Source organism: Xenococcus sp. PCC 7305, assembly GCF_000332055.1.
GTDB lineage: Bacteria > Cyanobacteriota > Cyanobacteriia > Cyanobacteriales > Xenococcaceae > Xenococcus.
On the sequence record NZ_ALVZ01000146.1, the window covers coordinates 1 to 14812 of the forward strand.

9 protein-coding genes are annotated in these 14812 nt (G+C 40.2%); 3 read left to right on the forward strand and 6 right to left on the reverse strand.

Going from position 1 to position 14812, the window contains the following annotated elements; genetic code table 11:
• Window positions 1–200 precede the first annotated feature (200 nt).
• Together XEN7305_RS08520 and tyrS are read right to left on the reverse strand one after the other, a co-directional pair.
• On the reverse strand, window positions 201–1760 hold the full coding sequence (locus XEN7305_RS08520; RefSeq protein ID WP_006508988.1) for a hydantoinase B/oxoprolinase family protein: 1560 nt from the start codon (window positions 1758–1760) through the stop codon (window positions 201–203).
• An 18-nt stretch (window positions 1761–1778) separates the two neighbouring features.
• A complete protein-coding gene (tyrS, locus tag XEN7305_RS08525; protein ID WP_006508989.1) occupies window positions 1779–3002 on the reverse strand; it encodes a tyrosine--tRNA ligase in 1224 nt (407 codons plus the stop codon).
• A gap of 317 nt (window positions 3003–3319) precedes the next feature.
• Between tyrS and accC the strand changes: the two genes are divergently transcribed.
• A complete protein-coding gene (gene accC / locus XEN7305_RS08530) occupies window positions 3320–4660 on the forward strand; it encodes an acetyl-CoA carboxylase biotin carboxylase subunit (protein ID WP_006508991.1) in 1341 nt (446 codons plus the stop codon).
• A gap of 69 nt (window positions 4661–4729) precedes the next feature.
• Here the strand turns inward: accC and XEN7305_RS08535 are convergent, their stop codons facing one another.
• From XEN7305_RS08535 to XEN7305_RS08545, 3 genes are all read right to left on the reverse strand, one after another.
• Window positions 4730–5023, reverse strand: coding sequence for a YggT family protein (locus XEN7305_RS08535; protein WP_006508992.1), 294 nt, complete (start codon window positions 5021–5023; stop codon window positions 4730–4732).
• Between the two features lie 485 nt (window positions 5024–5508).
• Window positions 5509–9837 (reverse strand): FG-GAP repeat protein, encoded by a 4329-nt coding sequence (locus XEN7305_RS08540; protein ID WP_006508993.1) that lies wholly within the window; start codon window positions 9835–9837, stop codon window positions 5509–5511.
• 155 nt (window positions 9838–9992) lie between these two features.
• Window positions 9993–10640: a pentapeptide repeat-containing protein gene (locus XEN7305_RS08545; RefSeq protein ID WP_006508994.1), complete on the reverse strand. Its 648-nt coding sequence runs from the start codon at window positions 10638–10640 to the stop codon at window positions 9993–9995.
• 221 nt (window positions 10641–10861) lie between these two features.
• Between XEN7305_RS08545 and XEN7305_RS28605 the strand changes: the two genes are divergently transcribed.
• Together XEN7305_RS28605 and XEN7305_RS08550 are read left to right on the forward strand one after the other, a co-directional pair.
• Window positions 10862–11137, forward strand: a complete 276-nt coding sequence (locus tag XEN7305_RS28605) for a hypothetical protein (protein WP_006508995.1) — start codon at window positions 10862–10864, stop codon at window positions 11135–11137.
• Window positions 11138–11236: 99 nt separating this feature from the next.
• Entirely contained in the window at window positions 11237–12958 is a 1722-nt protein-coding gene (locus XEN7305_RS08550) for an ABC transporter ATP-binding protein (RefSeq protein WP_006508996.1), read from the forward strand.
• Between the two features lie 2 nt (window positions 12959–12960).
• On the opposite strand, the gene XEN7305_RS08555 is transcribed toward XEN7305_RS08550, so the two are convergent.
• Window positions 12961–14496, reverse strand: coding sequence for a hypothetical protein (locus tag XEN7305_RS08555; protein ID WP_006508997.1), 1536 nt, complete (start codon window positions 14494–14496; stop codon window positions 12961–12963).
• Window positions 14497–14812: the final 316 nt, after the last annotated feature.

Below are 14812 nucleotides of genomic sequence, written 5' to 3' on the forward strand. Positions count from 1 at the left end.
TTTATTCGGGTTTACCAACTTAAATGAGGAATAACTCGTTGATTGGAAAAAATCTTGTTCAACAAATTTCGTTAAACTACCGACTATTTGTCGGAATTTTTCCCTAAATCCCGATATCCCCATCTCCCCATCTATCTTTTTTGAGAATGAAACAGCCCTACCCTAACTAGCCTAACGGCTGAGATTTTTGAATCATGAATTCATTTTGACTTGCCAAATCCTCCACCACCAGGAGTTTCAATCACAAAAATATCTCCTGGCTCCATGTTTACTGTTGCTGTACTGTCCAATTTTTCTTCCGTGCCATCTTTTCTAATGACATAATTTTTACCAACTTTGCCTGGCTCGCCACCAAATAAGCCAAAGGGTGAAATTTTGCGGCAACTTGATAAGATATTGGCCGTCATTTTCTCCAAAAAACAAATTGCTCTAGTTACGCCATTTCCCCCGTAAAGTTTTCCGACACCGCCACTATATTCTCTAATACCAAAGCTTTTTAATAATACGGGAAAGCGTAATTCTAGAACTTCGGGATCTGTCAGCCGAGAGTTGGTCATATGAGTTTGCACAGCATCTGTGCCATGGAAATTTTCTCCAGCGCCAGAACCGCCACAGATTGTTTCATAGTACTGATATTTTTCATTGCCAAAAGTAAAATTATTCATGGTTCCTTGGGATGCAGCCATGATACCTAATGCCCCATACAAACAATCAGTAATTTTTTGCGATGTTTCCACATTTCCCGCAACAACTGCTGCCGGGTAAACTGGGTTTAACATACAACCTTCAGGGATAATTATCTTTAAGGGCTTCAGGCAACCAGCATTCAAAGGGATAGTTTCTTTGATTAAACTACGAAACACATATAAGATTGCGGCTTGAGTCACGGCAGATGGGGCATTAAAGTTATTTTTTAGTTGAGCCGATGTGCCGGTAAAATCGATGATTGCGTTACGGTTTTGTTGGTCGATCGCGATCGCCACTTGAATCTGAGCCTCATTATCTAGCCGAACGGTAAACTGGCCATCTGATAAGGTACTAATCGCTTTCCTGACAGATTCTTCTGCATTATCTTGGACAAATCCCATGTAGGATCTGACGGTATCTAAACCGTAGCGATCGCACATTTTTTGCAATTCCTGTAATCCTCGATTATTGGCGGCAATTTGCGCCTTAAAATCAGCTATATTTTGCTCAATATTGCGGGCTGGATATTCATGATTAGTTAATAGTTCTTTTATTTCTTGCTGTCTAAACAAGCCATGCTCAACTAAAGTGAAATTGTCAAATAAAATCCCTTCTTCTTGGATAGAAATACTATTCGGCGGCATTGAACCAGGAGTTATGCCCCCAAGATCTGCTTGGTGTCCCCGAGAAGCCACATAAAATATTGGAACATTATTATTATCAATAAATACTGGAGTTATGATCGTGACATCTGGGAGATGAGTTCCGCCATTATAGGGATTATTGGACAGATAAACATTTCCCGGTTGAATTTGCTCAACAGCAATCTGATTAATTAGACTTTGGACACTCTCGCTCATTGAACCCAAATGCACAGGAATATGCGGTGCATTGGCAACCAAAAAACCCTGAGAATCAAAAACAGCACAAGAAAAATCTAAACGCTCTTTGATATTTACTGATACTGCCGTATTTTGCAGCACAATCCCCATTTGTTCGGCGATAAACTGATAGAGATTATTAAAAATTTCTAGCCGAACTGGATCTGGTTTGATTGGTATTTTATTTCTCAAGGTTGGTAGCCTTTATCTTTAAAATGTTAAACGAATAAATTTCTTTTTACCTACTTGCAGAACTTTGCCTGCCAACTCATCAGCCGAGTCCACAGTCAGATTAACATCGGTAATCTTTTCACCTTCGAGCTTTACGGCACCACCTTGAATTTGCCTTCTGCCCTCACCACTACTTTTGCAGAGTCCCGTTGCTCCTAAAATATAAAATATCTTGGCAGGAAAAGTGACCTCGCTCAAAGAATATTCAGGCACACTATCACTATCAGCATTAGTATTGCCTTGAAGGACAATTTGCTCTGCGGTTTTCTGGGCTTGCAACGCGGCATCTTGACCGTGAAATTGAGAAACGATCGCGATCGCCAGCATTTTCTGGCATTCGCGGGGATTTTCGGGCAAACTTGTTAAGTCAATATTGGTGAGTAACTCGAAGTAGTCCTTTAATAAAGCATCAGGAGTCTTTTCCAACTTGGAATACATTGACAAAACATCTTCTTTTAAGCCCACATAATTCCCCAAAGATTTAGACATTTTCTGGACGCCATCTGTCCCCAGTAAAATAGGCAATAGCAAACCAAATTGGGGTCTTTTATTAAAGTGACGCTGTAAATCCCGACCGACCGCAATATTAAATTTTTGATCTGTTCCTCCCAATTCCACATCTGCTTCTATGGCAACGGAGTCATATCCTTGCATCAGGGGATAGAGAAACTCATGGAGAAAAATGGGTTTTTCTTGGTTATAACGCTCAGCAAACCCTTCTTTGGCTAGCATTTGGCCTACCGTCATAGTGGCCAGCAATTCTTGGATTTGAGCTAAATCTAATTTACCCAACCATTCAGAGTTGTAGCGAATCTCTAAACGTCCAGGAGTCTCAAAATCTAATATTGGGCGTAATTGCTCTAGATAAGTTTGAGCATTTGCCATAACTTGTTCGGTGGTTAGTTGACGACGCACCTCAGATTTGCCAGTTGGATCTCCGATTTGAGCGGTAAAGTCACCAATAATCACCACCGCAGTATGTCCGGCATCCTGAAAGGCTCGCAACTTACGAAAGGGAATACTATGACCCAGATGAATATCGGTTCCTGTGGGGTCGATTCCGAGTTTAATTCGTAGCGGAATCTCGCTTTTTAAGATTCTTTGTTCTAAATTTTCTTCGGGATTATCGGATGTTGGTTGACTTGGGAAGATTTCACTCGTTCCTCTATTTAACCAATCGAAGTTCTGGGATGAAGATGACATTACTCAATTTATGATTTTCGGCCGGACTATTAAGAGTATCAAAAAAGGAGTCAGCTAAGGAAGAAGGAACGAGAACTAGTTCTAATTACTTTAGTAACTAGTTATAAAACTACTAAATCGGGAAATACCAGGCTTTTCTGGCATAATTCCTGATAAACTGATTGATCGGGATATAAAACCAAAATATATTCAACTTTTAACAGGGCTTCGCCCATTGAACGGCTGGGGTTTAAAAGCTCCACTAACTATGCCAGTAACAAAGCTTATAGCTAACAGCTTATAGCTTATAGCTAATCGCGAAGCGATTCTAAATTTTCATGTTTGACAAAATATTAATTGCTAATCGAGGAGAAATTGCGTTAAGGATTATACGTTCTTGCGCAGAAATGGGGATTGCCACTGTTGCGGTTCACTCAACAATTGATCGCCAGGCACTTCATGTTCAGCTCGCAGATGAGAGCGTATGTATTGGCCCGCCTCATTCTGGCAAAAGTTATCTCAATATCCCCAATATCATCGCGGCGGCTTTAACTCGGAACGCGACGGCTATCCATCCTGGTTACGGATTTTTGGCCGAAAATGCCAAATTTGCCGAAATTTGCGCCGATCACCAGTTGACTTTTATTGGTCCCACCAAAGAAGCGATGCTCGCGATGGGGGATAAAGCAACTGCCAAGAAAACGATGCAACAAGCAGGCGTTCCCACTGTTCCTGGAAGTAAAGGATTACTGAGGGATGAAACTGAGGCGATCGCAGCAGCCCGAGAAATTGGTTATCCAGTAATGATCAAGGCAACCGCTGGTGGTGGTGGTAGGGGGATGCGTTTCGTTGACAATGAAGCCGATTTGATTCGTCTTTTCCGCGCAGCCCAAGGAGAAGCTGAAGCTGCTTTTGGCAATGCAGGAGTTTATTTAGAGAAATTTATTGAATGTCCCCGCCATATTGAGTTTCAAATTATGGCGGATAGTCATGGCAATGCGATTCATTTGGGAGAGCGGGACTGTTCGATTCAACGTCGTCATCAAAAATTATTGGAAGAAGCTCCTAGTGCAGTTCTTCAGCCCAGGTTACGTACCAAAATGGGGCAAGCTGCGGTTAAAGCTGCTAAATCAATTGATTATGTGGGGGCGGGAACTGTAGAGTTTCTCTTGGATAAAAACGGCAGTTTCTATTTCATGGAAATGAACACCCGTATTCAGGTAGAACATCCTGTGACGGAAGTGGTAACTGGAATAGATCTGATCAGAGAGCAAATCAGAGTGGCTCAAGGAGAAAAATTAAGTTTGACGCAAAAACAGGTTGAACTCAAAGGTCACGCGATCGAATGTCGGATCAATGCCGAAGATCCTGAGCATAATTTTCGTCCCCATCCAGGACGCATTAGTGGCTATTTACCCCCAGGAGGGCCAGGGGTGAGAATGGACTCTCATGTTTATACCGATTATGAAATTCCCCCCTATTATGATTCTCTAATTGCCAAGTTAATTGTCTGGGGAGAAAACAGAGATATAGCTATTGAACGGATGAAAAGAGCCCTGCGAGAATGTGCAATTACTGGAGTCCCCACAACGATCGCATTTCACCAAAAGATTCTCGAAACTCCTGCTTTTCTCGATGGAGAAGTTTACACGAATTTCGTTCAAGAACATTTGATGTAATGAGGGCAGAGGGCAGAGGGTAGGATTTAACTGTTCACTGATAACTGATAACTGTTCACTGATAACTGTTCACTGAAGCCTCATGGCCATAGTAATTAGTCCTTGTTGCCCCAGGAGCATTTCCCGCAGAAGTGTACAAATACCAACCCAGACAATGGGGGTAATATCTACGCCACCTAAGGGGGGAATAATTTTTCTGGATATTTTGAGAATGGGCTCTGTAGGAATTACCACCAGGTTTAAGGGGAATTTGTCGGTTTCTACCTGAGGATACCAAGTTAAGACAATGCGAAAGATAAATAAAATGGTCATTAGTCCTAAACCAAGACTTAATGCCAAAGCGCTGATGTTGATTAAATCCATTATGAAAATTTTGATTATTTGTTATGCGATAAAAATAATTTTGACATATTCCCTAGCAATACTTGATCAATATGAGTTCGATGAGTACAAAATTTACTAGTTCTGAATAAGGATTTGGGGATTTAGGGAAAATCTTATTACTTCGTTGTTCAATTTGGGAAATTTAATCAAATAGGACTTACGCAAAATTCAATATTGTTATTTAGTAAATTATCGATCAAAGCCATAAATGCTACTGGGGGACCAGCCCCCCAGACCCCCGGTTGGGGCCGGGACGCCGCCCCCAAACCCCTTGCGTAAGGGTTAGCTAGTGAGTTGAACAATTAGGGCTTGTCTTGGTAGTTGTTTAATGTCCTACGAAGAAAATTGTAATTTCCCAAAAATGAATGTACCTCTAAAATATCCTGCGCTAAAATCCATGGGACATCTGCGTAAGTCCTATCAAAAAGAAAATTCGTCGAACTAATGTTGATCAATAGCTCAATTTATTGCTCGATTACAAAATCAGTAGCCTCAATAAAATTAGCAGTTACCGAATTAAGATTAGCTAACACTTCGTTACTACTAGCAATTTTAATCTGGGTGTTAGTCAAATTCTGTACTATTTCTAATTGACCGAATTCTAAACCTTCTGCGAGAACGAATTGATCAACCCCATCACGATAATCAATAATACTGTCGGTTCCTGACCCGGCAAGCAAGACAAAGAAATCTTTCCCTTCACCACCAAAGAGACTGTCATTGCCATCTCCGCCTTCAAGGCGATCGCTACCCGAACCCCCTTTCAACACGTCATTACCCGCACCGCCGACTAAAACATCATGTCCCTTATCCCCAAAGAGCAGATCCTTCCCAGAATCACCCTCTAAAACATCATTTCCTAAATTCCCCTGCAAAACATCGTCACCTCTGCCACCAAGGAGAGAATCATTGCCTCTGTTTCCTTTGAGAGTGTCTTTGCCATTATCCCCAAAGAGGTTATCATTGCCCCTCAAACCTTCGATAACATCATTGCCTTCTAGTCCTTGAATAATATCTGGAGTGATTTTTCCCTTGAGATTATCATTACCTGCTGTCCCCTTAATTTCTCCCTTTGTGGGGTTAGGATTTCCTGAATTATCGAAAGCAATAGTAGCCGTCGCAACCTGACTGATATTATTAAATGCTTCACCATCGGTGACCACAAATTCTACAACTCGATTAATATTACTGGGATTATCCGCATTATTTTCATAACTAACAGTTCCCAGAACTTGCTGATAATTTGCTACCGTATCCTCCCCAGTTAAGATTAGAGTTCCCGTGGCCGGATTATAGTTGGCTGTGATATTCGTACTGGCTGGATTGGCCGTTAAACTCTCCGCTGCGCCATCTTGCAAATTCGTAATGGTGATGACTGCTCCTTGAACAAAATCATTATTGCTATCTTGAAGCGTTAAATTATTACTCAGCGTGATCGCATTTTCCGCAAAGGAGTTGCTGTAATTAATTCCTGAGGCCCCACCGTTTAAATCAATTTCTGGTGCCGAATTACCGAACAAGACAAAAGTTTGCGGTTCCCCAGCATTATTGGTCGCAACAGCAATATCTGCAATACCGTCATTGTTAACATCTCCTGCCCTAGTAGCCAAGGTATTGTTATCGATAATAAAGCCGTTGTTACCATCAATTTGGGATATTTGAAAATCACCGTTAAGATTATTGTCGCCAAATATCACGTAGGAATTATTAACTATAAAATCATCTAACCCGTCATGATTCACATCTCCCAAACCTTCGACGGCAGTTTGATTGCTAGTTATTCCTTGAATCGTTAAATCTGCATCAAGACCAGGGTTAAACTCAGCTTCAAAGCTTTCTGTTTTGCCAAAGATGACATAAATTTCATCTGCTGCGCTAACTGCAAGCTCATCAATCCCATCACCGTTAATATCTCCTACTATGCTAACCGAGTCTCCTAGGTTATCATCGACTCCGTTACTAATGACAAAACCATTATTACCATTAAGTTCAGTGGTTTTTGTTACTTCACCAAAACTGCCAGATTTACCAAAAATAACATAGGCTTCTCCTTGGGGATTTTCATCGTAATAACTTGCCCGAGGCGCACTGATCACTAGATCGTTCAATCCATCGCCGTTAATATCTCCATTCCCACTTACCGAATGGCCTAAAGAAGCATTATTAGCAGAAAAATAATTATTATTCCCAACACTTTCTGCAATTACAAAACCATTACTACTATCGTTAAGGGGAATATTAATCGCAGCATCAAAACCTTGGGCTTTCCCGAAAACCACTAAGCCAGCGCCTTCACTATATTGTTTACCAGCAGCTAAGGATGGTTCACTAGTTCCCCCAATGATAATGTCGTCAAAGCCATCACCGTTAAGATCTCCTAAATTACTAACGGATTCGCCAAGATCCCCAATATCTCTGGGCGATGAACCCGAAGTGACGATAAATCCCTTGCTACCATCAAGATCGTTGGTTTTTACTAAAGAGGGATTATTCTCTCCACCAAAAATAATATAGGCTTGACCACCTACTGTAGCAAAACGATAGGCTGTACTACTATAACCAGAAGAACCATCATCAATGTCTCCACCAATAATGACATCGGCAAAGCCATCGCCGTTAACATCTCCGGCACTGCTGACAGTTCTGCCAATAAAAGCGCCATCTCCTCCTTCGATAATCAAACCATTATTGCCATCTAAGCGATCGCGATTGAGATTGGCATCGAAATTACTATCCTGACCAAAAACTAGATAACTTTGTCCCGATCGCAGAGTATTGTAGTCATTGGAAGTATCTGTCCCTGCCGAAGGTAACCCGATAATGAGATCGGCAAAGCCATCTCCGTTGACATCGCCTGCATCACTCAGTGAACGAACCGAACCATGGAAAACTAGAGTTTCACTAGTATCAAAAGTTGCCCCATCAACTACCGAATTGGGAAAAATGGCATTGTCGCGAGCAAATTCTACTGTGGCAGTGGCCACGGCGCTAAGATTATTAACGCTTTCTCCGTCATCAAGGGCAAATTCTATAAAGCGATCGCGATTATCCGGAATAGCCGCTTGGTTGTTATAGGTCACCTTTTCTAATACATTTCGATATTTACCAACAAAATCATTGCCTGTTAAGCTCAAAGTTGCCGTAGTCGGATCATAACTGGCAACAATATTCGTTCCGGTGGTGTCAACGCTGAGGATTTCTTGAATACCATCAAAAGGATTGGTAATTTTAATCGTTGCTCCTACCAAAGTCGTATTATCATCATCTCTGACAACTAATTCATTTGCTTCGGCGATCGCAATTGGTTGGTTGGTAAAGCTAGTAGTCGAGTTCCGTCCTGGGGTTTCTTGGTCCAAATCCAACCGTGGCGCTAGATTATTTGCCGTTGTCCCTCCTGTTGCCGAACCAAAAATAACAAAACTTTGCTCCGATCTAGAGGTTATTACCAAGTCATCAAAACCATCACTGTTGAGATCTCCAGCACTACTAACAGCTTCTCCCAAATCACCAAATCTTTCAATCCCATTCAGAATAAAACCATTGCTCCCGTCTAAATCATCAGGAGTTATACTAGCTGCCAAATCTTCGGCTTGACCATAGACAATATAAGCTTGTCCCGCACTGAACTGCCCGTAGGGGTCTGCCTGCTTGTTGCCAATTACAATGTCGTCGAAACCATCGCCGTTGAAATCTCCTGCACTGCTCACATTCAAGCCATCGAAACTAGAGCTCCGCCCAGTATTAAAAGCAAAACCATTATTGCCATCCAAAGTATTAAGATTCACCTCGACGCCAAGATTTCCTGTTTGACCGAAAATAACATAGGCATCATTACTTCCGGCAACGATCAGATCCGCAAGGCCATCGGCGTTAACATCTCCGGCACTGCTAACAGATTTTCCCAGCTCATCAAAACGTTCTAAGCCAGTGATCTTAAATCCTTGGGTCTGGTTAAGATTCGCTAATTCCAGGTTTTCGCTAAATTCTGTTTGACCATAAACCACATAAGCTTCGCCGTTTCTATTGCCACCATTGGGCGCACCAATGATCAGGTCATCAATGCCATCATTATTGAGATCTCCTGCCCTGCTAACAGATTCTCCCAGGCGATCGCCATTTCCTACACCTGCGATCGCAAATCCGTTATTACCATCGAGACTAGCTAAATCAAAATTGGCCTCAAACCCTGTCCCATTGCCAAAAACTACATAGACTTGTCCGGCCTTAGTCTCACTATAGGAGCCACCGGGAGCGCCGACAGCAAAGTCTTCTACTCCGTCACCGTTAATATCTCCAACCGTACTAACAGCAAAGCCCAATTGATCATTACGAGTTAAGCCATTGAGAATAAAGCCATTCTCCCCATTAAGAGCATTTAAATCAAAATTAGCGGTAAATGGCTCAGTCTGACCAAAAATAACGTAACTTTCTCCTGCCGATCTCTCGTCGCCAATATCGGCAAAACGGGCTCCGATAACAATATCTTTAATCCCATCATTGTTAATATCTCCTGCACTAGCAACAGAGCTCCCAAATTGATCATTACGGCCTAAAGCATCAATGACAAAACCATTAGTGCCATCAAAATCTTCGACGGCAAATTCATTAGAAAACCCATCTTGTTCACTCAAAACAACATATACTCGATCCTTGATAAAAGGATCTCCCAATATAATATCGTTAGTCCCATCTCCGTTAAGATCACCGGCTTGCCCTGCGAAACTACTAGAAAAATTGAGAGTTATCCCATTTTTACGGGCTAAGTCTTGAGTGACGAAAGAGGATCTAACCATATTGTTGCTTTAAACCTTACAATTTCTTATTTTCGTAGTAATAGCTACTACGCATTGTAATTTAAGATCTATTAATTAAGAGTTACTTTACATTTTTGAGCAAAAAAGTTTTTGTAATCATTATTAGGCTTCGCCTTTGCCGGCAAAAAGCAACCCTAATTATTCTTTAAAACAGTACCTAAAATACAAGTTCTCTCTAGATTAACCCCATTAAAATTAGTTCCTTCCAACTCAGCACAAAGAAGATTGGCTTCTGATAAATTTGCCCCGGCAAGATCGGCACCTCGCAAATCAGCCTCTTCTAAATTACTTTGACTGAGATTACTACCTTTTAAATCTGCCTGTACCAGGTTAGCCCCCTTAAGATTGGCATTATTGAGGTTAGCGCCTCGTAAGTCAGCACCCCGCAAGTCAACACCTTGAAGATTTACCCCTGTTAAATTCGCTCCACTTAAAAATGCTCCAGCTAAAGAAGCTTGAACCAGTTTTGAGCCCATAAAATTAGCTCCACGAAGATTTGCCCCCCGTAAGTCGGCATTGCTGAGGTCAGCTTGCATGAGATTGGCTCCGACAAGATTGGCGCGAAGATCCGTTTGGGTCAATTCTGCTCCTAATAAATTGACGCCATCTAATCTCGCCCCTTGAAGATTAGAACCTGATAAGTCAATGCCTGCCAAATTAGCTCCTGAAAAGTTAACTTTTGCTAACTGACAACCAGCAAGATTCTCATCTTCTAGATCAACGCCAGGGAACTGTGTATGAGTTCCGCTGCGAATTTTTTCTAATGCTACCAAGGTTTCCATTCTGTTCTGTTTTAATTTAAATTTTGCTTTATACAATGCACGTACTTATACTGAGAATGACTATAAAGGAAATATAAGTTTATTTTAAATAAATATAAATCAAATCATAGGCCACTAATAATACCCAAATTAACGATGAATATGTGTAATGTATTTAAAAACATATATAATATATCAAACATAATGTGTTCAAAAATTTATAAAACTGCGAGTTTAGACCGATGATACCACTGTACATATACAATTGTGGGGAACTTCACGCAGTCAAAGAATCATCTTTTTGCTTTCAAACCTGGGCGGTTTCTTTGGTTGCTAAGGGGATAATAATCGATTTTAATCTTCATTCTGACTATCCTCATGTCTTGAGTTTATCCTTGATTTTAGATCTCCTATGCCAGAAAAGTATTCATTATCTTGATGAAGAGCAGTTTTGGCAAGAGGTTTCTCCGATCAATAAATGTTGGTATGACTGGAATAAACATAATGAGATGAACTAAAAAAATTGAGAATTGCTTGTCCTCGAATGGGGGAAAATTAAAAATTAAAAATTGTTGATTTGACACTTTAACATTTAACACTTAACAAGTATCGTAAATTTGAAATATTATTCTAGTTATTGGCAACTTTTGCCTTATATTCGCTCTCAAGCCGTTGCGATCGCATTTGCTTTATTTTGTACTATAGTTTTCACTGTTTTTTGGCCTTTTCTGGCCTGGCTAGCTGGCAGTATAAGTCGCGAAATTGGGCAGGGTAATATCGAAGGAATTATCAGGTTTGCCATTATTGCCGTCGTTATTTTTTTTATCAGAGGTGTTGCCCAATATGGACAGGATTCTCTGATGGCTAAGGCTTCTTTAAATATTGCCCTCAAACTACGAACTGTCACTTACAATCATCTTCAGAAACTTAGCTTAAATTATTTTGAGACAGCGAAAACAGGAGATTTAACCTATAGATTAACTGAGGATGTCGATCGCATTGGCGAAGTAGTTAATCATTTTTTCCATCAGTTCATTCCTTGTATCTTGCAATTTATTGTGGTTTTGGGCTACATGGTATGGCTCAATTGGCAATTAACAGTTGCAACCTTGATTCTTGCTCCTTTGATGGTAGTTTTGATTGGGTTCTTTGGCGGCAAATTACTAAAATTTTCCCGTCGTAGCCAAAATCGTATTTCTAACCTTTCTGCTTTACTTACGGAGTTTTTTGGAGGAATTAGGTTAGTCCAAGCTTTTACCGCAGAAGACTATACTCTAAATCGTTTTGCGATCGAGGTCGAAGATTATAAAAAGGCCAAGTATACAGCAGAAAAAATTAAGGCTTTTCAGGTTGTTGTGGTCGGATTTCTCTATGCGATGAGCATAATTTTTCTGCTATTTCTGGGTGGGTGGCAAATCTCTCAGGGCAATATTACTGGCAGTGAATTTATTAGTTATTTTGCCTCTGTAGGCTTATTGATCGATCCGATCTCTCTAACCACTAGTAACTACAATGAGTTTAAGCAGGTAGAAGCTTCTGTAGATCGGGTTTTTGAATTATTAGCTATCAAGCCGGATATTAACGAAAATCCTGACGCGATCGCCTTACCCAAAGTTACGGGTCAAGTGGAATATTGCGATGTTACTTTTAGTTATACTGCTCAGGTAACCGTCGTTGATAATATCAGTTTTAAAGTTACCCCAGGACAGACGATCGCATTAGTTGGTTCTTCTGGTGCGGGAAAATCAACTTTAATGAATTTACTATTGCGTTTTTACAACTGCGATCGCGGTCGTATTTTACTCGATGATATTGACATCAAGGATGTCAGCCTTAAAAGTCTGCGAGGACAAATTGGGATTGTTCCCCAAGAGACTATTCTGTTTTCCGGTACGATCGCCGATAATATCTCTTTCGGCAAAACAGGTTTTGGCCCACAGGAAATCGAAAATGCCGCGAAAATTGCCAATGCCCATGAGTTTATTAGTGAATTATCCCAAGGTTACTATACCTACGTTGGAGAAAGAGGGGTTAATCTCTCAGGCGGTCAGAGACAGAGAATTGCGATCGCAAGAGCAATTTTATTTAATCCGCGCATTCTCATTCTTGACGAAGCCACTTCAGCCTTAGACTCAGAATCAGAAGCCTTAATTCAAGAAGCAATGACCCGCATCATGCGCGATCGCACAGTGTTCATTATTGCCCATCGCTTAGGCACAGTGCGTAATGCAGATACCATTTTGGTCCTAGAAAAAGGTCGGATCATCGAGTCGGGCAATCACGAAGAGCTATTGGCCTTAGATAGTCGCTATGCTAGCTTTTATGCTCAGCAAATGTGAGTTCAAGAAAAGGTAATTTCCCCCGTGCCGATTAACTTCCAAGCTCTTGAACTATAGACCTGTACCATCGCAGAGAACTTTAAGTCAAATTCGCCTGATAGTTTGCCATGATGCTTAGGACAAGTGAAAATTTTATCGCTACTTTGAAAAAGCGGGAACTCCAGATCTAGCATCGGATTGGGAACCAAAAAATAACTATTATTTTCTAGCTTGGGTTCAAGAATAATCCAATAGTTACCATGCTTGGCCTCTCTGAACAAAATTTCAGACTCCCCATTTGTTGTTTCCTGGCCTATACCCTGATAAACTTCAACTTCAATTACTTTTGGTAACAATAACTGAGGATGTTCACGATATACAATTATGAGCTCTTCTTCTGTTGTCAAAGTAGTTGCTATAGCTGAAGATTCTGGCGGAGTGACTTGTTTAGTCGCTACTTTAGAGGGCATGGAAATTGTCGAAGACTTAGCATTTGTGAGCCTGATTTGCTTTCTATAAGCATCATTACTAGAGGGTGATACCAGATGAATATCTTGCTGTTCTAAAGTCTTCTTCCCATCGAGTATCAGCTTATTTGCCGAATCAATTAATTGATAGGACTGCTGCTCTTTTGCTTCCAAACTATGAAGATAATCGACAACCTGCTGATCAGAAATTTTAGGATTTTGTATTTTATCCAAATCTTGCTTAGGCCAAAAAGAGCGTTTATTTTTGTAAGATTTTAAGGCAACAAAGATCGCGCAACTGGACAAAAGAGCTAGAGCAGTTAATACATTAAAATTTAAAAGATCAATTTCTCCAGAAGAATTATTAGTTAATTCTGAAATATCTGTTTTTTGTCTAGTCTTTAGTTTACTTGCTTCAACATTTTGAGAAACAGAATTAATAGTTTGTACTTTATCCAATAAATTATCAGAGACAATATTCTCCAGTTGAGAAACTTGTAATTCCAATTCCCTAGCTTTATTCGTAGAGATCAAAGAAAATTTATGTTGAGTTATAGTATCAAAAACACTATTATTATACGAATCTTGATTGGTAAAAATTTGTCCTTGTAGTTCTATAACAACTGACGCAGAGGGCTGATTTAATACTTTTGCCAAGTTAGATATAATTGTCTTTTGAAATCTTAAGTTTTGCTCGATGTCAGTGAAAACTTGTTCTTTTTGTAAGAGATGAGAGAATTCAGAGTTTTTCTCTATATCTGTAGTAAAATCAAGCCAAATTCGATTGAGTTTTTGCCAGTTGGTTAATACCAGTTGCGTATCTACTACATTGCTCGTTCCTGAAGAATTGAATTGTGCTTGCAGTTGAAAATTCAAACTATCTACTGTTTGGCGAAAATTTTCTGCTTTTTGTTGAAGAATTTCAATTCCTTGAAGTACATCTTGGCCGTTTTTTAGAATCTGGACTTGTTTTGCAGTGATTGATGAAGGATTAGAGATAACTGGAACCGATGCTTGCGCAGAGAAGTTGGAAGATAAAGTCCAAATTAAAGAAGAAAATAATAATCCTTTAATTAAGTTACTTTGGCTCATAATCACTTACTCTTAAATTGAATATAAATTAGTTGGAGATTTAAAAAACCACTTTGTAATCAGTTAACTGTCATTCGCTTAGTTAAAAAGCTAACAGTTGAGCAGCATATACAATCCAAACGCCTTAATATAGCTTGACAAAAGCTCAAACGCCAATTTTTTGTTACATATTTGTTGCATAACGTCAGTTCGACGAATTTTTCTTTTGATTAAATTTCCCAAGTTGAACCACGAATTAATAGGCTGTTCCCTAGACCCCCAAATCCCTAAATCCCCTCAGAACTAGTAAATTTTGTACTTATCGAACTCAGGTTGC

Bases quoted from the DNA above. Each gene is read 5' to 3' on its own strand.
- accC (WP_006508991.1), top strand. From the start codon at position 3,320: ATGTTTGACAAAATATTAATTGCTAATCGAGGAGAAATTGCGTTAAGG.
- XEN7305_RS08555 (WP_006508997.1), bottom strand. From the start codon at position 14,496: ATGAGCCAAAGTAACTTAATTAAAGGATTATTATTTTCTTCTTTAATT.
- XEN7305_RS08535 (WP_006508992.1), bottom strand. From the start codon at position 5,023: ATGGATTTAATCAACATCAGCGCTTTGGCATTAAGTCTTGGTTTAGGA.
- XEN7305_RS08540 (WP_006508993.1), bottom strand. From the start codon at position 9,837: ATGGTTAGATCCTCTTTCGTCACTCAAGACTTAGCCCGTAAAAATGGG.
- XEN7305_RS28605 (WP_006508995.1), top strand. From the start codon at position 10,862: ATGATACCACTGTACATATACAATTGTGGGGAACTTCACGCAGTCAAA.
- tyrS (WP_006508989.1), bottom strand. From the start codon at position 3,002: ATGTCATCTTCATCCCAGAACTTCGATTGGTTAAATAGAGGAACGAGT.
- XEN7305_RS08545 (WP_006508994.1), bottom strand. From the start codon at position 10,640: ATGGAAACCTTGGTAGCATTAGAAAAAATTCGCAGCGGAACTCATACA.